General features: G+C 71.5%; 16 protein-coding genes. 4 read left to right on the top strand and 12 right to left on the bottom strand.

The features are described from left to right. Positions 1-9: 9 nt before the first annotated feature. From LUW87_RS02220 to LUW87_RS02210, 3 genes are all read right to left on the bottom strand, one after another. Complete coding sequence (locus tag LUW87_RS02220) at positions 10-1509, bottom strand: vWA domain-containing protein (protein ID WP_232669444.1); 1500 nt, start codon at positions 1507-1509, stop codon at positions 10-12. Continuing rightward, positions 1506-2408, bottom strand: coding sequence for an AAA family ATPase (locus LUW87_RS02215; protein WP_232669443.1), 903 nt, complete (start codon positions 2406-2408; stop codon positions 1506-1508). Before LUW87_RS02215 ends, LUW87_RS02220 begins: the two co-directional genes overlap by 4 nt. A gap of 416 nt (positions 2409-2824) precedes the next feature. Beyond that, positions 2825-4114: a glutamate-5-semialdehyde dehydrogenase gene (locus LUW87_RS02210; RefSeq protein WP_430300526.1), complete on the bottom strand. Its 1290-nt coding sequence runs from the start codon at positions 4112-4114 to the stop codon at positions 2825-2827. 168 nt (positions 4115-4282) lie between these two features. On the opposite strand from LUW87_RS02210, the gene LUW87_RS02205 reads away from it, so the two are divergent. The 3 genes from LUW87_RS02205 (at position 4283) to LUW87_RS02195 (ending at position 7398) form a co-directional block, all read left to right on the top strand. Continuing rightward, complete coding sequence (locus tag LUW87_RS02205) at positions 4283-4807, top strand: hypothetical protein (RefSeq protein ID WP_232669441.1); 525 nt, start codon at positions 4283-4285, stop codon at positions 4805-4807. Beyond that, entirely contained in the window at positions 4804-6426 is a 1623-nt protein-coding gene (murJ, locus tag LUW87_RS02200; protein ID WP_232669440.1) for a murein biosynthesis integral membrane protein MurJ, read from the top strand. Before LUW87_RS02205 ends, murJ begins: the two co-directional genes overlap by 4 nt. A gap of 141 nt (positions 6427-6567) precedes the next feature. Beyond that, entirely contained in the window at positions 6568-7398 is an 831-nt protein-coding gene (locus tag LUW87_RS02195; RefSeq protein ID WP_232669439.1) for a PspA/IM30 family protein, read from the top strand. A 490-nt stretch (positions 7399-7888) separates the two neighbouring features. Here LUW87_RS02195 and proB read toward each other — a convergent pair whose 3' ends face one another. The 6 genes from proB to LUW87_RS02165 all read right to left on the bottom strand — a co-directional run bounded on the left by proB (position 7889) and on the right by LUW87_RS02165 (position 13884). After that, positions 7889-8983, bottom strand: a complete 1095-nt coding sequence (gene proB / locus LUW87_RS02190; protein ID WP_232669438.1) for a glutamate 5-kinase — start codon at positions 8981-8983, stop codon at positions 7889-7891. Positions 8984-9014: 31 nt separating this feature from the next. Continuing rightward, on the bottom strand, positions 9015-10307 hold the full coding sequence (gene obgE / locus LUW87_RS02185) for a GTPase ObgE (RefSeq protein ID WP_232669437.1): 1293 nt from the start codon (positions 10305-10307) through the stop codon (positions 9015-9017). Positions 10308-10375: 68 nt separating this feature from the next. Beyond that, complete coding sequence (locus LUW87_RS02180; RefSeq protein WP_232669436.1) at positions 10376-11986, bottom strand: pilus assembly protein TadG-related protein; 1611 nt, start codon at positions 11984-11986, stop codon at positions 10376-10378. Positions 11987-11990: 4 nt separating this feature from the next. After that, positions 11991-12563 carry a TadE/TadG family type IV pilus assembly protein gene (locus tag LUW87_RS02175; RefSeq protein ID WP_232669435.1) on the bottom strand — a complete coding sequence of 191 codons (573 nt, stop codon included), beginning with the start codon at positions 12561-12563 and terminating at the stop codon, positions 11991-11993. 41 nt (positions 12564-12604) lie between these two features. Next, positions 12605-13234 (bottom strand): TadE family protein, encoded by a 630-nt coding sequence (locus LUW87_RS02170; protein ID WP_232669434.1) that lies wholly within the window; start codon positions 13232-13234, stop codon positions 12605-12607. Further along, a complete protein-coding gene (locus LUW87_RS02165; RefSeq protein ID WP_232669433.1) occupies positions 13234-13884 on the bottom strand; it encodes a hypothetical protein in 651 nt (216 codons plus the stop codon). Before LUW87_RS02165 ends, LUW87_RS02170 begins: the two co-directional genes overlap by 1 nt. A gap of 311 nt (positions 13885-14195) precedes the next feature. On the opposite strand from LUW87_RS02165, the gene LUW87_RS02160 reads away from it, so the two are divergent. After that, a complete protein-coding gene (locus LUW87_RS02160) occupies positions 14196-15299 on the top strand; it encodes an HD domain-containing protein (RefSeq protein WP_430300525.1) in 1104 nt (367 codons plus the stop codon). Between the two features lie 70 nt (positions 15300-15369). On the opposite strand, the gene rpmA is transcribed toward LUW87_RS02160, so the two are convergent. The 3 genes from rpmA to LUW87_RS02145 are packed head-to-tail and all read right to left on the bottom strand — an operon-like array spanning position 15370 to position 18173. Continuing rightward, the gene (rpmA, locus tag LUW87_RS02155) at positions 15370-15621 is read right to left on the bottom strand and encodes a 50S ribosomal protein L27 (RefSeq protein WP_232669431.1); all 252 of its coding nucleotides are present in this window, start codon (positions 15619-15621) and stop codon (positions 15370-15372) included. Between the two features lie 4 nt (positions 15622-15625). Next, on the bottom strand, positions 15626-15931 hold the full coding sequence (gene rplU, locus LUW87_RS02150; protein WP_232669430.1) for a 50S ribosomal protein L21: 306 nt from the start codon (positions 15929-15931) through the stop codon (positions 15626-15628). A 52-nt stretch (positions 15932-15983) separates the two neighbouring features. Then, positions 15984-18173 (bottom strand): Rne/Rng family ribonuclease, encoded by a 2190-nt coding sequence (locus tag LUW87_RS02145; protein WP_232669429.1) that lies wholly within the window; start codon positions 18171-18173, stop codon positions 15984-15986. Between the last annotated feature and the right edge of the window lie 5 nt (positions 18174-18178).

Raw genomic sequence — 18178 nt, 5'->3', positions numbered from 1 at the left:
AGGTCGCGGTCAGGCCAGGTGCTCGACGAAGCGTTCGAGCTGGCGCAGGTTGCGGCACTCGAACACCCCGTCGCAGTGCACGCCGTACTCGCCCACGATGCTGTCGCCGGTGTCCCAGTAGGAGGCCGGCTCGGGGTTCAGCCAGTAGACGTGACGGGCCTTCTTCTCGATCTCCTTGAGCACCCAGGCCTGCGAGGCGTGGTAGTTGTTGCGGGCGTCGCCCAGGATGATCACCGTGGTCTTGGGGCTGATCTCGCGCCCCCACTTGTTCCAGAACACCTCGAAGGCGTGGCCGTAGTCGCTGTGGCCGTCGACCCACACCACGTCGGCTTCGGTGTTGACCCGGTGCACGGCCTCGCCGATGTCGTCGACCCCTTCGAAGAAGCGGGTGACCTCGTCGATGCCGTCGATGAACACGAACGAGCGCACCTTCGAGAACTGCCCGGCGATGGCGTACACCAGGTGCAAGGTGAAGCGGGCGAAGCTGGCCACCGACCCGGAGATGTCGGCGACGACGAAGATCTCCGGCTTGGACGGGCGCGGGTAGCGGAACTTCGGCTCGGCGGGCACGCCGCCGTAGCTCAGCGAATGGCGCACCGTGTTGCGGAAGTCGAGTGGTCCCTTGCGGCCGTGGCGGCGCTTGCGGGCCAGGCGCACGGCCAGCTTGCGGGTCAGCGGGTAGATCGCCTTGCGCAGGCTGGTCAGCTCCTCCCGGCTGGCGTGCATGAAGTCGACGTCCTCGGGCAGCGGTTTGCGCAGGGTGCGCGCCATCGCCTCGGGGCCACGGTCGGCCACCAGGCGCCGGCGGATCTCGGCCTCGACCTCCTTCTTGAGGCGATCGATGCGGCTCTCGTACTCGTCGCGCTCGAGGCGCTCCTCGAGGGGGGTGAGGGGCTGCGGGGAGTCGTCACGCGCCTGGTCCATCAGCTTCTCGAGCGTGTCGTCGAGATCGAGGTTCCGCAGCGTGCGGTACAGGTAGTAGGTGCCGCCCACCGGACGCCCCGGTTCCATGCCCGCGAACCGCTTGACGGCCTGGCGGGCGAGGGCCCGGATGAGCGGGTCGTCGCCGTGGCTCAGGGCCTGGAAGAGCATGGCCTGGAGCTCTTCAGGGGTGAGCCCCTCACCCGCTCCCCCGGCGCCGCCGGCCCCGTCGGACAGGGCCCCCGCGGTGTCGTCGTCGTCGGGATCGGGCCCCTCGGCGGTGTCGTCGGACCGCAGGGCGAACTCCTTGCCCCGCAGCGAGAAGTAGACCTCGAACACGGTCTCGAAGGCCCGCCAGTGGGCGTTGTTCTTCACCAGGGTGGCGGCCAACGCGTACTTGAAGGCGTCGCGGTCCTCGAGCGGGATGTGGCGCACCGCCTCCATGGCGTCGAGGTTCTCGGTGAGGCTCACCGGCAACCCGGCCGCCCGGAGCTCGCCCATGAAGCCCTCGAGCAGCTCGAGCAGGGGCGACGGCTCCTGACCCGGGGCACCGCCGGCGACGGTGTCGGGGGCGGTGGGCGGAGTCACGTGCGGGGCACTCCCGGCTTGCGGGCCCCGCTGGTGTCGCCGGCCAGCTCCTTGGACGCCTTGGCGATGTCGCTCTGGTACTTGAGCAGGATGTTGATGGTCTCGGTGGCCTCCGCCTCCGACACCGAGTCCACGCCCAGCAGCAGCAAGGTGCGGGCCCAGTCGAGCGTCTCGGACACCGACGGCGACTTCTTCAGCTCGAGCTGGCGGATGGACCGCACGATGCGGGCCACCTGGTCGGCCAGCTGCTCGGTGATGTCGGGGATCTTGGTGAGCACGATCTCCTTCTCGCGCTCCATGTCCGGGTAGTCGATGTGCAGGAACAGGCACCGGCGCTTGAGGGCCTCGGAGAGCTCCCGGGTGTTGTTGGAGGTGAGGAACACCATCGGGATCTGGGTGGCCTCGACCGTGCCCAGCTCAGGGATGGAGACCTGGTAGTCGGAGAGGATCTCGAGCAGCAGGGCCTCGGTCTCGACCTCCACCCGGTCGACCTCGTCGATGAGCAGCACCACCGGGTCGGTGGCCCGGATGGCCTCCAGCAACGGTCGGGTGAGCAGGAAGTCCTCACCGAAGATGTCGTCCTCGATGTCCTCCCAGGTCGACTCGTTGTTGCGCTCGGCCTGGATGCGCAGCAGCTGCTTCTTGTAGTTCCACTCGTAGAGGGCCTTGGACTCGTCGAGGCCTTCGTAGCACTGCAGCCGGATGAGCCGGGCCCCGAGGACCTCGGCCACCGACTTGGCCAGCTGGGTCTTGCCCGTGCCGGCTGGGCCCTCGACCAGCACCGGCTTGCCCAGGCGGTCGGCCAGGAACACCACGCCGGCGATGCCCTCGTCGGAGAGGTAGTCGACCTCCTTGAGCGACGAGCGGACAGCAGCAGGCGACTCGAAGCGGTAATCCATGAAGATCGACCCTATCCCCGCCCCCGCCGACGCGGTGCGGCCCTTCTTCTCCTGCTCACCGTTGCGGCCGTGACCGTTCGTCGAGCGGCGGGTCCTGTCCACCGCCGGGCGCTCCGTGCTCGCCTCGCTCCGCAGCGGCGGCTTCGCCGACCCGGGCAAGGTCGCCGAACGCTTCGGCGACCGCAGGCGGCGGCCGCCGGGCCGCACTGCGCTCGGCCTGCGCGCGGAGCTGTCCCGACGGCGGCCACCCACCGCTCTCCTCACTCGACGCGGATCCCACACGGCGTCGGCCCACCCGTTGCGCCACACGGCGCGCCGGGCCGTCCCCTCGACGGCCACCAACCGCTGTGCTCATCCGACGCGCATCCCAGGTCCGGGCGACTGCCCCTGCGCTCGGCCTCCCGGTGGGCGGGGCGTCAGGCGCGGGTCTGGCCGGTGCCGTGGACCAGGTACTTGACGCAGGTGAGCTCGCGGAGGCCCATGGGGCCGCGGGCGTGGAGCTTCTGGGTGGAGATGCCGATCTCGGCGCCGAAGCCGAACTCCTCGCCGTCGACGAAGCGGGTGGAGGCGTTCACCAGCACGGCGGCGGCGTCGACCTCGTGGGTGAAGCGCTCGGCGGCGGCCAGCGAGCGGGTGACGATGGCCTCGCTGTGGCCCGAGCCGTAGGTCGAGATGTGCTCCACGGCGTGGTCGAGGGAGTCGACGACCTTGACGGCCAGGCGCAGATCGAGGAACTCGGTGGCCCACGCCTCGTCGTCGGCCGGCACCGCCCCGGGCATTCGAGCGCAGGCCTGCGCGTCGCCCAGCAGCTCCACCCCGTGGAGGGCGGCGGCGGCCCGGGGCAGGAAGGCGTCGGCCACGTCGGCGTGCACCAGCATCGTCTCGGCCGCGTTGCACACCGACGGCCGCTGGGTCTTGGCGTTCACGATGATGTCGAGGGCCATGTCGAGGTCGGCATCGGCGTCGACGTAGACGTGGCAATTGCCGTCGCCGTCGATCACGAACGGCACCGTGGCGTTGTCGAGGATCGACTGGATGAGCGACGGGCCACCCCGGGGGATGAGGCAGTCGACGGAGCCCCGCTGGCGCATGAACTCCACCGCGGCCTCGCGGCTGGTGTCGGTGACGAGCACGACGCTGTCGGCGGGGAGGCCGGCATCGGCCGCGGCGTCGCGCAGGGCGTCGGCGATCACCGTGTTGGACGAGATGGCCCCCGACGACCCGCGCAGGAAGGCGGCGTTGCCGGACTTGAGGCAGAGCCCCGCGGCGTCGGAGGTGACGTTGGGTCGGTTCTCGTAGATGATGGCCACCACGCCCAGCGGCACCCGGACGCGGCGGATGCGCAGCCCGTTGGGACGCACCCAACCGTCGAGCACCTCGCCCACCGGGTCGGCCAGGGCGGCCACCTGCGCCAGGCCGCCGGCCATGGCCTGGATGCGCGCCTCGGTGAGGCGCAGGCGATCGACGACCGTCGGGGACACCCCGTCGGCCTCGGCCCGGGCCACGTCGGTGGCGTTGGCGGCGAGGATCTCGCCGGACCGGGCCACCAGGAGGTCCGCCGCCCGCCGGAGGGCCTCGTCCTTGACCTCGGTGGAGGCGGTGGCCACCACCCGGGAGGCGGCCTTCACCCGACGGGCCAGGTCGGCGACGGCAGTGGCGGCGGCGGGGGACGCGGAGAGGGAGGCTTCGGTCGACACGGTCGTCAGGCTACCGGCGGGCACCACGGGGCCCGGAGCCGGTGCAGGTACGTTGTCGCCCATGGCCGACCCAGGACCGACGCGAGACGACGGGCGCGTCGTGGTGGGGTCGTGACGCGCCGCTCTCGATGGCGGAACCGGCTCGCGGCCCTCCTCCCCCGCCGGTCCCGCTGGAGGATGCGCAGCCGGGCCCTGGGCCCCCGCTGGCGCCCCTTCGTCGACGACGCCGTCGCCGCCGAGGATCGTTACCACGCCGCCGTCCGCCGGCTCGACAAGGGACCGCTGCGAGACCGCCTCGAGGTGGTCGGCCGCGATGTGGCCACCGCCGTCGACCAGACCTGGCAGGTGGCGTCGGCCGGCCAGGATCTCACGGACGCGCGTGAGGCGATCGACCTCGGCGACATCCTGGCCGAGCTCGAGCGCAGCGACGGGGCCGCCGCCGAGGCCCGCCGCCGACAGCTCGAGATCGCCAAGCGCATCGACCAGCGCCTGGTGTCCACCGAGGCGCGGCTGGGCGACCTCGACGCCCGCCTCGACGAGGTCGTGACCCGCGCCCTCGAGCTGGGCGCCACCCAGCAGACCGACTCGCTGGCCCTCATCGGCTCGGCCGTGACCGACGTCGTCGCCGAGCTCACCAACCTCTCTGCCGGCCTCGCCGAGCTGCCGGCCCTGCCGCCGGCCCCGGGCACCTCCGAACGGTGACCGCGCCGAGCGGCAACCGCCTGCTCCGGTCATCGGCCACGGTCGCGGTCGGCACCGCCCTCAGCCGGATCAGCGGGCTGGTCCGCACTGCGGTCATCGTCTACGCGCTGGGCACCACTGCGCTGGCCGAGGCCTTCAACCTGGCCAACAACACACCCAACATGCTCTACGACCTGGTGCTCGGCGGCATCCTCGCCGCCACCCTGGTCCCGGTCGTGGTCGAGCACATGGACCGCGACGACCAGGACGGCATCGACGCCCTGGCCACGGTGATCACCGTGGTCCTCGCCGCCATGACCCTGCTGGCCATGGTGGCGGCACCGTGGATCATCCGGGCCTACAGCATCACCACCGACCCCGCCGACGCCGAGCGCCAGGCCGAGGTGGCCGTGCCGCTGCTGGTGATGTTCCTGCCCCAGATGTTCTTCTACGGGCTGACCACCCTCGGCACCGCCTTGTTGAACGCCCGGCGCTCGTTCGCGGTGCCCGCCTTCGCCCCGGTGCTCAACAACGTCGTGGTCATCTGCCTGTTCCTGGCGCTGCCCCGCTTCGCCGGCGGGGACCAGCCCACCTTCGATCAGGTCCGCGACGACACCGGGCTGCTGCTCCTGCTCGGTCTGGGCACCACGGCCGGCATCGTCGCCATGACCGTGGTGCTGTGGCCCGCCATGCGCCACGCCGGCATCAAGCTGCGGTGGCGCTTCGAGCTGCGCAACCCGGCCGTGCGCCAGGTGGTCCGGCTCTCGGCGTGGACGCTCGGCTACGTCCTCGCCAACCAGGTCGCCTTCTTCACGGTCATCGTGTTGGCCAACGGGGTCGACGGGGTCACCGCCTACACCGTCGCCTACATGTTCTTCCAGCTCCCCTACGGCCTGTGGGCGGTGTCGGTCATGGTGGCCTTCACCCCCGAGATGGCCGGCGCCGCCGTGCGCGGGGAGATGGCCGCACTGCGAGCCCGTTTCACCTACGGCCTCCGCCTCGTGCTGGTGCTGTTGTTGCCGGCCGCCGCGGGACTCACCCTGCTGGCCGGACCCGTCGTGACCGTGGCCCTCGAGCGTGGCGCGCTCGACGCCGAGTCGGGCGACACCATCGCCGGCACGCTCGCCGCCTTCTCCGCCGGCCTGCCCTTCTTCGCCGCCTACCTCTACGCCATGCGGGGCTTCTACGCCCTGCGCGACACCCGCACCCCCTTCTGGATCAACCTGGGCCAGAACGCCCTCAACGTGGTGCTGGCCATCGCCTTCGTCGGGCCCTTCGGCGTCGAGGGCCTGGCGGCGTCGTTCTCGGTCGCCTATGCGGTGTTCGCCGTGGTCGCCCTGGTGGCCCTCCAACGCCGGATCGGCCCGTGGTTCGACCGGCGCACCCTGGTGGGGATCGCCCGCCTGGTGGGGGCGACGGCCGCCCTCGTGGCCGTCATCGTGGCGGTGCAGGCCGTCCTCGGCCACGGCGTGGTGGCCGGCCTCGCGTCCGGGGCTCTCGGGACGCTCGCCTACGGGCTCGTGCTGTGGGCCCTGCGGGCCGAGGAGCTCCAGGCCGTCACCAACCGCCTGCGCGGTCGCCGTCTGGCCCCCGCCGACGACCAGTCGCCTCCGACACCCCCGACCTCTCCCCCCGGCTGACCTCTGCGGCGCTGGGCGACGCCGAACCCCCTCCCCGGCGACGTTGCACCACGTCGTCGCGGGGGAGCCCGACGAACCCTGCACGAGCGGGTGTCGGGCCCGGCCGCCAAAGGCGACGGAAGGCCGGTTAGCCTTCCGGGCATGTTCAAGGCGCTCAAGCGATGGTGGAAGTACCTCGGGGCCAAGGCCGACACGTCACTCGACGAGCGGGCCGACCCCAAGGTCCAGCTCGAACAGGCGATCCGCGACGCCCAGGACCAACATCGGCGCCTGCGGGAGCAGGCCGCCAACGTCATCGCCAACCAGAAGCAGGCCGAGATGCGCCTGAACCGGACGATGGGCGAGTACGAGACGCTCACCGCCAACGCCCGCCAGGCGTTGGTCATGGCCGACCAGGCCAACAAGGCCGGCGACCAGGACAAGGCGGTCGAGTACACCCACGCCGCCGAGGCCTTCGCCAACCGCCTCATCGCCATCGAGGCCGACGTCGAGGACTCCAAGACCCTGGTCCTGCAGTCCTCCCAGGCGGCCGAGCAGGCCAAGGCCGCGGTCTCGCAGAACTCCGCCGCCCTGCAAGAGAAGCTGGCCGAGCGCCAGAAGCTGCTGGGCCAGCTCGACCAGGCCAAGATGCAGGAGCAGATGAACGCGGCCATGGAGTCGCTGTCGGTGACGGTCGGCGAGGACGTGCCCAGCTTCGAGCAGGTCCGCGAGAAGATCGAGCTGCGCTACGCCAAGGCCAAGGGCGCCCAGGAGCTCACCAACCAGGGTGTCGAGGGTCGCATGCTCGAGGTCGAGAAGGCGGCGCAGAACACCGAAGCCATCGCCCGCCTCGATCAGCTCCGCGAGCAGATGGGCCTGCCCGTGGCCAGCCCCGGGGGCCACGAGGCCGCCGCGCTGCTCGAGGAGGCCAAGAAGCTCCAGGCCGAGCTGCCCGGCCAGCAGTCCGCTCCCCAGGACCAGCCCCCCGCCTGAGCCCGCTCATCGGCTGACTGCTCGTCAGCTGACCGCTCGTCGGCCGAGCGCTCGTCGAGCGGCGGGTCCTGTCCACCGCCGGGCGCTCCGTGCTCGCCTCGCTCCGCAGCCAGCCCGGGTGGTGTCCGGCGGGTCCTGTCCGCCGACCGGCGCCCGGTGCTCGCCTCGCTCCGCAGCGGCAGCTGCGCCGACCCGAGCCCGGTCGACGAACTCTTCGGTGAGCGCAGGCGGCGGCCGCCTGGCCGCACTGCGCTCGGCCTGCGCGCCGGGCTGTCCGCTCGACGGCCACCCACCGTCCACCACCCTCGTCTCGCAGAGTCCACAGACGCCGACGCGCAGCGAGGCGGCTCAGAGGAGCTACGCGCTTCGGCGAAGCCGGCTCGGCGAGGCTTGCCGGGGCTACAGACGCCGACGCGCAGCGAGGCGGCTCAGAGGAGCTACGCGTTTCGGCGAAGCCGGCTCAGCGAGGCTTGCCGAGCTGAGCAGAGGATCACGGCAGGATGACGAGGTCGTCGGCGTGGATGAGCTCGTCGGGGGCGCCCGGGGGGAGGTCGCGGGTGCGCTTGCCGACCATGGTGGCGGCGGTGACCGAATCGGCGGCGATGAGCCCCTTGGCGAAGACCCGGCCGGAGGGGTCGGTGATCTCGACGGCGTCGTCGGCGTCGAAGCGACCGGTGACGGCGGTGACGCCGGCGGGCAGGAGCGACACACCGCCCCGTGACAGAGCGGCACGGGCCCCGTCGTCGACGGTGATGGTGCCGGAGGAGCCGACGGCGAACGCGATCCAGAGCTTGCGGGCGGCGAGGCGGCGGGTGTGGGGCACCACGACGGTGCCCACGCCGGGCACGCCGTCGGCGGCATCGCGCAGCACGTCGCCGCGGGTGGCGGCAGCGATGACGGTACGCACCCCGGACCAGGCGGCGATCTTGGCGGCGGCGATCTTGGAGGCCATGCCGCCGCTGCCCCCGGGCGTGCCGGGTCCGCCGGCGAGCGACTCGAGGGCGTGGTCGACCTCCACGATCTCTTCGATGAGCGACGCGGAGGGGTCGAGCCGGGGGTCGGCGGAGAGCAGGCCGGGGGTGTCGGTGAGCAGCACCAGCAGCCCGGCGTCGACGAGGTGGGCGACGAGGGCGGCGAGGCGGTCGTTGTCACCGAAGCGGATCTCGTCGTCGGCGATGGCGTCGTTCTCGTTCACCACGGGCACCACGCCGAGCTCGAGGAGGCGCAGGAGGGTGCCTCGGGCGTGGAGGTACTGGCGGCGCTCCATGAAGTCGAGCGGGGCGAGCAGCACCTGGCCCGACACCAGCCCGTGGCCGGCGAGGGCCTCGTCGTAGACCCGCATGAGGCGGCTCTGGCCGACGGCGGAGACGGCCTGGAGGGTGCCCGCGTCGCGGGGGCGGGCGGGGCCGCCGAGGCCGAGGGCCGGGAGCCCGGCGCCGATGGCACCGGAGGTGACCACGACAACCTGGTGGCCGGCGGCGCGCAGGGCGGCGACCTCGCCGCAGAGCTTGGCCACCGCGGCGACGCTCACGTGGCCCTCGGCATCGGTCACCGAGGAGGTGCCGATCTTGGCCACCACGATCATGGGGTCGCTCCCACCGCCCGGGCCTCGGTGGTCATTCGTCCTCGTACTCGAAGCTCAGGCCACCGATGTGCACGATGTCGCCCTCGCGGGCACCGGCGCGGGCGAGGGCCCGGTCGACACCGAGCTTCTTGAGGCGGGCGTGGGCGAAGTCGAGGGCTTCGTCGTTGGTGAGGTCCGACAGGGCCACGGCCCGCTGGGCTTCGCGACCGAGGACCCGGAAGCTGCCGTCGTCGTCGCGCACGACCTCGACGCCCTCGGCGAAGGGCCGGTGGATGACGAACCCCTCCTTCTCGGGGACGACCGCCCGCACCTCACGCACGGCGTCGGCCAGGCGACCCCGCAGGTGGGCCAGCCCGGCACCGGTGACCGCCGAGATGCACAGGTCGAGGGCGACGCCGTCGCCGGTCACCATGCCGTCGCCGGCTTCGGCGAGGGGCAGGACCTCGGGGACCAGGTCGGCGCGGGACCCGACGAGCAGGCGGGGTCGGTCGACGAGATCAGGCTGGTACTGCTCGAGCTCGCGCAGGAGCACGGCGATCTGCTCGGCGGGGTCGGCGGAGGTGGTCCCGGTGTCGCCGCCGGCGAGGTCGATGAGCAGCACCAGCACCCGGGCCCGTTCGATGTGGCGCAGGAAGCGGTGGCCGAGGCCCTTGCCCTCGCTGGCCCCTTCGATGAGGCCCGGGATGTCCGCCACCACGTACTCGAAGCCGTCGTCGAGGCGGACCACGCCGAGGTTGGGCTCGAGGGTGGTGAAGGGGTAGTCGGCGATGCGGGGCTTGGCGGCCGACACCCGCGAGATGAGGGTGGACTTGCCGACGTTGGGGAAGCCGACGAGGGCGACGTCGGCCATGAGCTTGAGCTCGAGGTTGAGCCAGAACTCCTCGCCCTCCTCTCCCTGCTCGGCGAACATGGGGGCGCGGCGCTTGTTGGACAGGAAGCGGGCGTTGCCCTTGCCGCCCCGGCCGCCGGCGGCGGCCATCCAGCGGTCGCCGGCGTGCACCAGGTCGGCGAGCACGGTGCCGTCGCGGTCGAGCACGACGGTCCCTTCGGGGACGTGCACGATGGTGTCGTCGCCGCCGGCGCCGTGCTTCTTCTTGCCCGACCCGTGCGCGCCGTTGCCAGCCCGCCGGTGGGGGTGATCGCGAAAGGCGAGCAACGAGGCCACGTTGGTGTCGGCCACCAACCAGACGTCGCCGCCCTTGCCGCCGTCGCCGCCGTCGGGGCCGCCCTTGGCCACGTGGGCTTCGCGTCGCACGGCGACCGCGCCCGCGCCGCCGTCGCCTGCTCGCACGTGGATCTGGCACTCGTCGACGAATCCGGACACGGCGGCCAAGCCTACGGCGCCACCGACCCCGCTCCGACGAAGGTTCTCAGGCGGACGCTGCCGTCGGGTCAGTCGTTGGGGATCAGTCGCACGGGGTCGCCCTTCACGGCGACAGCCCACGTCGTGCGGTCGGTGGGGGCGCTGCCCACCGTGTAGCGGATCCTCCACCAGGTGAGCCCCCCATAGGCGGCGGTGATGTCGGTGGGGAGCTCGATGGTGAGCTTGAGGAGCCGATCGCTGTACTTGGAGGTCGACACCCGGTGCGGACCGGGCTGGGGATAGTCGCTCGACGGGTTCCCGAGGTCGAGCTCGTCGTCCACCTGAGGCCCGTAGCCACCGTTGGGTGCGATCTCGCCCGCGCACGGCGCCGAGCTGCCGTCCTGGCAGAGGACTTCCCATCGGAACGTCGCGGGGTCACCGGTCGGGTCGAGGACTTCGAGTTCGAGCGAGCCCTCGCCCGGGTCCCACAAGCTGATCTCCATGGTCTTGTTGTTGTGCTCGGGGCCGATCTCGGCCAGGTAGAACGACGGCGTGGTCCCAGCGAGCGCGGCCAGGATCCCCATGTTGTTCACGCCGTAGACGTTGGGGCAGTCGACTCGGGAACCGGACTGGCTCGGGTCCGACGTGCACGGCTGGAACGACCCTCCGTAGCGGGTCTCGAGGGCGCGGAGCCCAAACGAGTTGGAGCCCATCTGGTCCTGGCTGCCGGCCTCGGCCTGCGATTGCCCCTGCACCTGGATGAAGTAGGTGCCCGCCGTCGGGTTCACGAGGGTGTGGAGGGTCTCCCATCGCCCACCCCACGAGCCGCAATCCGAAGGCGAGAAGACGCGACTGTTGATGACGCCGGTGTTCAAGGGGTTGAAGGAGGTGTTGTCCCTCACCGTGAAGCGCGTGGTGAAGGCGCCGGTGGAGTCCCCTGCCCCACCGCTGGTGCAGTAGGGGGCGTCGTAGACCTGGAGGCGCACCGAACCGGCGTAGTCCTGGGCGAACTCGACTGCGTAGAAGTACCCGTTCGGGTCGTAGCTCTGGTTGACGATCGTGGTGGAACCGGTGCACCGGTTCCACCCGTTCGATCCCGTAGGGGGGTTGTTCGTCGTGGTGAAGTTGGCGTCGGTCTGGGTCATGATGCGGTCGCCCTGCTCCTTCGAAGAGCATCCCCCGCTCACCGCCAAGAAGAAGTTCTCACGATTGGACCCACTGAGCAGACCGCCGGTGCCGAGGAAGTTCTTGGGGCTGCCCATGGGCACCGGCTTGATGTACTCGGCGGTTGACGCACGAGTGATGTCGACAGCACCCCCGGTGAAGGGCTCGGTGAAGTACTGGTCGGCGCCGGCGTCGGTGATGGTCACGCGGAGCTGAGCGCTGTTCCCGGAGACCGGTGTGACCGAGACGGAGATCCCATCGGTGCCGTCGGTGAACCCGTTGGCGGTGGCCACCTCCCGCGCCGCGCGGTCGGCGCGGCCGGTGTCGGGCAGGTAGGCCACGCCGGCCAGTGCGGCGGCATCCGCCGCCTTCTGGATCTGTGCGGCTCGCCCCAGCCACGAGCCGAGGTCCACGGCGAGCCCCGTGAAGGCCAGCAGCGGTAGCAACAGCAGCGCGGTGAGCACGAGGATGAACCCGTCCTGAGCCCTGAGGGGGCGCTGCGCTCGCCCTCGCTTCCGGTTCTCGACTCGGTGCACGCTCTCAGCTCCCTGCGGCGGTGGGCTCGAGTTGGTAGATCGCGCTGCGTTCGACGGTGAGGCCGCCCGCAGGCAGCAGACCCGTCAGCGGCGCGTAGCTCACCTGGACCCACACGCCCACCCGGTCGGGGTTGACGTCGCGCTGGCGGCTCGTGGGGCACCACCGGCGGTCCCAGCTGCCCGCTGTGCAGCTCGAGGTTCCGGCGAAGCTGGCCTGGGTGGCACTGGCCACCTGCGCACCCGTGTACACGTTGCACCGACCGTTCACGCCGAAGGGCGGGGACCCCGTCGTCGAGACGCTGAGGCAGTTGGCGGGGACCGCACCATCGGCTGCGGTCGAGTCGTAGATGATGACCTTCTCGATGCTCACGCGACTGCTGGTCTCGAGGCTCGAAGCCAGCGATTGGACGGTGGCGAAGTCGGCCTGGCGACCGTCGGCGACCGACGACACCGTGCGCCCTGCGCTCAGCACGGCGCGGTCGACCCGGTTGGCGTCGTTGAACGCGGAGCCGTAGTCGACGACCCCGAGGAAGATCAGCACGAGGAAGGGCAAGACCAGAGCGAACTCGACGAGCACCGCTCCCTCGTCGCCCGTCCCGCGGTGCTGCGTCGTCGGCCTCATCCGCTCAGGTCCCCGGGCTCGATGCGGGTGATGCTGGCCCGCTCGATGTCGAACGCGGAGCCGAACAGCCCCGTCAGGTAGTCATGGCGCACCTCGACGTAGACCCCGAGGTACTCGATGTCGGCGACGGTCGGCCCGTCGACGCGCGTGGTCGGGTCCCAGCCGCACGCCGGGTCGCCGGCATCGACGCACTCGAAGAACTCGACGTCGCCGTCCTGGATGGCGACGAAGGCCGTTGCGGGGAGGTACACGTTGCAGTCGGCGGCGGTGCTCGATCCTCCGGTGCGGCATGCCGCCGGGACCTGGGACAACGGGCTGCCGTCGCTCGGCGGGCCCGCCTGGTAGACGACGATCCGCTCGATCGATTCCGGGTCCAGCCCGGCCAAGCCCATGCGGACGGCATCGACGATCGTGTAGTCGGCGGTGGCGCCGGTCACGAGCACGTCGTTGCCCTGTTGCGACCCGACGCGAGCGCCGTCGCTGGCGGCGTCGGCCGCCGTGAGGATGTCCCGGTAGACGAGGCCGTACTCGAAGACCGCGAGGAGCAACGTGAACAAGATCGGCGACACCAGGGCCATCTCCACGATGGCTACTCCGTGGTCGCCTCGGGCCCGAACGTCGTTCATCACGGGCGCGGGATCGTGAGCTGGGTCGGGGTGACGGGTTGCCCGTCGACGGTGATCACCGTGATCTCCACCGATGGCACATCCGACCGCCACATCCAGGGGCTCGCAACCGAGCAACGCCCTGCGTTGGGACCCCCAGCCGCGTTCGACGTCTGACACGAGACGGTCGAAGCTCCCGACTGGCCCGCCTCTTGGATGGTGAGCACGACAGTCACACCCCGGGCCGGCGCGCCATCAGCATCGACGACGTAGATGGCGCCGAAGGCTCGCCACCAGAGATAGAAGCTCTCTGTCGAACCGGTCAGGGTGAGGTCGAACTGCTCCGGAGGGGCGGTCGTGCTCGTGGTGCTCGACGGCGGCGCTGTCGTGGACGTGGTGGTGGTCGTGGATTCGGTGGTGGTGGTCTCGGGAGCGATCGTGGTGGTGGTCTCGGGCGGGATGGTCGTGGTGGTGGTGGTGACCGCGCGGGCCTGGCAGCTCGGCGGAGGGGGCCGGGTGGACACGCAATCGGCCTGGTTGGCCACCTCGGCCTCGCTCTGATTGGTGAGGAACTGGATGGACGCGACGGCAGCCACCACCACGAGGGCGAGGATCAGGGCGTACTCGACCAGGGTGGCCCCCCGGTCGCGGCGACGCGACGACAGCTCCATCCGGCGTTCCCTTCAGATGTCCAGGGAGGACGGCGACCCGAATGGGTCGCCGTCCTCGTCTCACCGCGAACGGTCCAGGAACTGGTGAGACGACAATGGTGTACCACGCTGCGTGGCCGACGGGAAGGGCACGGCCCCCGAACGGGCCCTTCGACTCAGGCCCGCACCGGACACCCCGACCCCACGCGGCGGGCCGACCACCTCCCGCGGTCGCCGGCACTGTCGCAGGGTGACGTCATGATGGAGCCATGACCTGGACCGCTCCGGATGGCTCCGCCCTCAGCGACCGCGCCCGCACCTGGGCCGCCACCATGGAAGGCCGTCACCTCTCCCCCCGCACCAGCTCCCCCATCGAGGTGCGCACCGCCCACACCGAGCCCGGGGCGGTCGTCGATGCCGGTCCCCCCATGGCCCGCCAGGACCGCGAGGCCCTCGAGGACACGCTCATGGCCCCCGGTGCCACCCGGGCGGCGGGGGCCGGCCACCGGGCGAAGGCCGAGCTCCCGGATCCGCTGCGTACCTGCTTCGAACGCGACCGCGACCGCATCCTGCACCAGGCCACGGCGTTCCGCCGCCTCGCCGGCAAGACCCAGGTGTTCATCTTCCCCGACGACCACCAGCGCACCCGGCTGACCCACGCCCTCGAGGTCGCCCAGGTGGCCACGGCCATCGCCCGGGCCCTGCGCCTCAACGTGGCCCTCACCGAGGCCATCGCCCTCGGCCACGACTGCGGTCACGGTCCCGGCGGCCACGCCAGCGAGGACGCCTTCGACCCCTACCTCCCCGACGGGTTCGACCACGCCCCGTGGGGGGCCGACGTCGTGCTCGCCCCGCTCAACCTGTGCGCCGAGACCCTCGACGGGGTCCGCAACCACTCATGGTCCCGCCCCACGCCCGCCACCCCCGAGGGCGAGGTGGTGAGCTGGGCCGATCGCATCGCCTACGTGTGCCACGACTTCGAGGACGCCACCAAGGCCGCCCTGCTCGGCACCGAGGCCCTCCCCGCCATCGTCCTCGAGCGGTGCGGACCCCGGCGCAGCTCCTGGCTGCGGGCCTTCATCGGCGGGGTCGTCGAGGGCACCGCCGCCGCCGGACGGGTGGCCATGACCGAGCCGATGGCCGAAGCCCTGGCCGCCTTCCGCACCTTCAACTACGAGCGCATCTACCTGCGCCCCGACTCGATGGCCCAGGCCCGGGCCGTCATCGCCGTGCTCCAGGCGCTCGTCGAGCACTTCGTGCAGCACCCCGAGCTCCTGGCCGACACCCGCGACGCAGAGCCGGGATCGGCCGCCGCGCTCACGGCGGCGGTGACCTGGGTGGCAGGCATGACCGACCGCTACGCGTGCGACACCGCGGTGGCCCTCCTCGACTGGCCCGAGGCCGACCTCCCCCAGGGGCTCACCGGCCGCCGCTGACCCCCGAACGCGCCACGACCCCCTGCCAGAGGGGGTCGTGCCAGTGGTGTCGGCGCCGAGCGCCGCCAGATCAGCTCGGCAGGATGTCGACGAGCTTGCGGCCCTTGCGCGAACCGAACTTCACGGTGCCGGGAGAGGTGGCGAACAGCGTGTCGTCGCCGCCACGGCCCACGTTCTCGCCGGGGTGGATGCGGGTGCCACGCTGGCGCACCAGGATGGTGCCGGCCTCGACGAGCTGGCCGTCGAAGCGCTTCACGCCGAGGCGCTTGGACTCTGAATCGCGGCCGTTGCGGGTTGACCCGCCGCCCTTGGTCTTTGACATCGGCTCAGCCCTTCTTGATGTCGGTGATCTCGATGGTGGCGTAGCGCTGGCGATGACCCCACCGGCGACGCTGGTTGGACTTGTTCTTGTAGGTGAAGCCGGTGATCTTGGGGCCCTTGCCCTCGCCCACCACCCGAGCGGTGACGCTGGCACCGGACAGCTGGGCGGGGGTGGCCAGCACGGAATCACCGTCGACCAGCAGCACCGGGGTCAGCGAGACCTCCTCGGCATCACCGAGACGCTCGACGTCGAGGCGCTGACCTTGCTCGACGCGATATTGCTTGCCACCACTCTGGATCACGGCATACATAGGGGCGCCATCCTAGCGAGGTGGACCCGGTGGACCAAACCCGCAGGTCGGCTCATTCCAGCAGGGCGCGGTCGATCTGCAGCCCCCGCCCCTCGCACTCCGGGCACTGGGTCGAGAACGACTCGAGCAGGCCCTCACCGATGCGCTTGCGGGTCATCTCGACCAGGCCCAGCTCGGAGATGTCGAACACCTGGGTGCGGGTCTTGTCGCGGGCGAGCGCATCGCGGAACACCTTGATGACCTCGTCGCGGTTGGCCCGCACCTCCATGTCGATGAAGTCGATGACGATGATCCCGCCGATGTCGCGCAGGCGCAGCTGCTTGGCGATCTCGACGGCCGCCTCCAGGTTGTTCTTGAAGACCGTCTCCTCGAGGCTCGACGACCCGACGTTCTTGCCGGTGTTGACGTCGATGACGGTGAGGGCCTCGGTGTGCTCGATGATGAGCGAACCACCCGACGGCAGCCACACCTTGCGATCGAGGGCCTTGTGGAGCTGCTCGTGGACGTGGTGGCGTTCGAAGATGGACAGCGGCTCGACCTTCGGGTCGTAGAACTGCACGCGGTCGGCCACCGCCGGAGAGATGCTGGCCACGTAGTCGCGCACCTCGGTGTAGAGCTGCTCGTCGTCGATGACGATGCCCCGGTACTCGTCGTTGAACTCCTCGCGGATGACCCGCACGGCCATGTCCGGCTCGCGGTACAGCAACGCCGGGGACTGCACCTTGGCGGCGAGCGCCTCGATGCGCTCCCACTGCGACAGCAGCCGGGTGACGTCGGCGGAGATCTCCTCGGCGGTCACGCCCTCGGCCGCGGTGCGCACGATCACCCCGTGCTGGGGCGGCTTCACCTTGTCGAGGATGGACCGCAGGCGCTTGCGCTCGTCGTCGGCCAGGCGCTTGGAGATGCCGTAGGTGCTGGAGTTGGGGATCAGGACCACGAACCGGCCGGGGAGGGAGACCTCCTGGGTCAGGCGGGCGCCCTTGTGGGCGATGGGGTTCTTGGTGACCTGGCAGATGATGTTCTGCTTGGGCTTGAGGATCTGCTCGATGCGGGCGTTGCCGCCCTCCTCGATGTCCTCGGCGTCGTACTGCACGTCGCCCCGGTAGAGCACGGCGTTCTTGGGGGTGGCGATGTCGACGAAGGCCGCTTCCATGCCCGGCAGCACGTTCTGGACCTTGCCCAGGTAGATGTTGCCGTGGATCTGGGCCACGTCGTCGGCCGGACGCGAGACGTAGTGCTCGATGAGGTTGCGCCCCTCGAGCACGGCGATCTGGGTGGCCTGGGGGCGCACGCTGACGGTCATGAGGTAGCGACCGACCGGGCGGCCCTTGCGCTCACGGCCCTTGCGCTTCTCGAGGGTCTCCTCGTCGAGCTCGGGCCCCGTACCGCCGACGATGGCTTCCACCGGCTGGTTCGAGGGGCCGGAACGGCCGCCGCCCCCGCCGCCACCACCACCGCTGCTCTTGCCCCGTCCGCCGCGGCGCCGACGCGACCCGGACCGTGACGATCCGCCCGATCCGTTGCCGCCGCTCTCGCTGCCGCCGTCGCCACGCGACGGGCCCTGGTCGCCTCGGCCCTTGCCCTTGGCCGGCGCCCGGCCCGAACCGGACGTGTCGTTCTCGGCCTCCGGAGCGGGACGGGTGTCACCGATGCGGGGGCGCTTGACCAACGCCCGTTCGGCGGCGGCGGGGTCCTTGGGACGGCCCTCGGACTGGCGACCGGGGAGCTCAGGGGTGCGCTCCCCCTCGGCGGCCGAGCTGTCGCCCGCAGCGTCGGCGCCGTCGGCCGGACGGTTGGCCCCGTTGCTGCGGCTGCGGCTGCGGCCGCCACGCGAGCCACGGCGGCGGCGCGGCCGTGGGCTGCCGTCGCCGCTCCCGCCCGAGCGCTCGCCGCCGGCGGCGTCGCCCGATCCGGCGGCGCGGTCGGCGTCGCCGGCCGGGCTGTCGCCCTTGGCCGAGCGGTCGGACGTGTCGGCGCGGTCCGACCGGCGCGGTCCCCCGGCCGGGGCCGAAGAGCCGCTCGTGGTGGCGTCGCCGGACGAGCTCGAGGTGTCGCGCTCAGCCGAGGGGGCCTGCTCGCTCCGCCCCCGGGGGGCGGTGTCGCGCTCTTGGCGAGAGGGGTTCGACCCGGACGCGGAGGGCTCAGACCTCTGGTCGGGAGCCGGCGTCGTGGAGGCCCCGTCGGCGGTGGCCGCGGGGCGGGCCGGGCGGCCCGAGGTGTCGTCGACCGTGGGGTCGGTCATGGAGT

Source organism: Rhabdothermincola salaria, from assembly GCF_021246445.1.
Lineage (GTDB): Bacteria > Actinomycetota > Acidimicrobiia > Acidimicrobiales > Acidimicrobilacustridaceae > Rhabdothermincola_A > Rhabdothermincola_A salaria.
Note: the sequence above shows the minus strand (reverse complement) of the source record. Positions and strands in the feature narration are given on the sequence as shown.

Excerpts from the sequence above, each read along its gene's own strand:
- LUW87_RS02215 (WP_232669443.1), bottom strand. The coding sequence starts at position 2,408 with ATGGATTACCGCTTCGAGTCGCCTGCTGCTGTCCGCTCGTCGCTCAAG.
- rplU (WP_232669430.1), bottom strand. The coding sequence starts at position 15,931 with ATGTATGCCGTGATCCAGAGTGGTGGCAAGCAATATCGCGTCGAGCAA.
- LUW87_RS02165 (WP_232669433.1), bottom strand. The coding sequence starts at position 13,884 with ATGGAGCTGTCGTCGCGTCGCCGCGACCGGGGGGCCACCCTGGTCGAG.
- proB (WP_232669438.1), bottom strand. The coding sequence starts at position 8,983 with ATGATCGTGGTGGCCAAGATCGGCACCTCCTCGGTGACCGATGCCGAG.
- LUW87_RS02160 (WP_430300525.1), top strand. The coding sequence starts at position 14,196 with ATGGAAGGCCGTCACCTCTCCCCCCGCACCAGCTCCCCCATCGAGGTG.
- LUW87_RS02195 (WP_232669439.1), top strand. The coding sequence starts at position 6,568 with ATGTTCAAGGCGCTCAAGCGATGGTGGAAGTACCTCGGGGCCAAGGCC.
- LUW87_RS02145 (WP_232669429.1), bottom strand. The coding sequence starts at position 18,173 with ATGACCGACCCCACGGTCGACGACACCTCGGGCCGCCCGGCCCGCCCC.
- LUW87_RS02205 (WP_232669441.1), top strand. The coding sequence starts at position 4,283 with ATGCGCAGCCGGGCCCTGGGCCCCCGCTGGCGCCCCTTCGTCGACGAC.
- rpmA (WP_232669431.1), bottom strand. The coding sequence starts at position 15,621 with ATGTCAAAGACCAAGGGCGGCGGGTCAACCCGCAACGGCCGCGATTCA.
- LUW87_RS02170 (WP_232669434.1), bottom strand. The coding sequence starts at position 13,234 with ATGAACGACGTTCGGGCCCGAGGCGACCACGGAGTAGCCATCGTGGAG.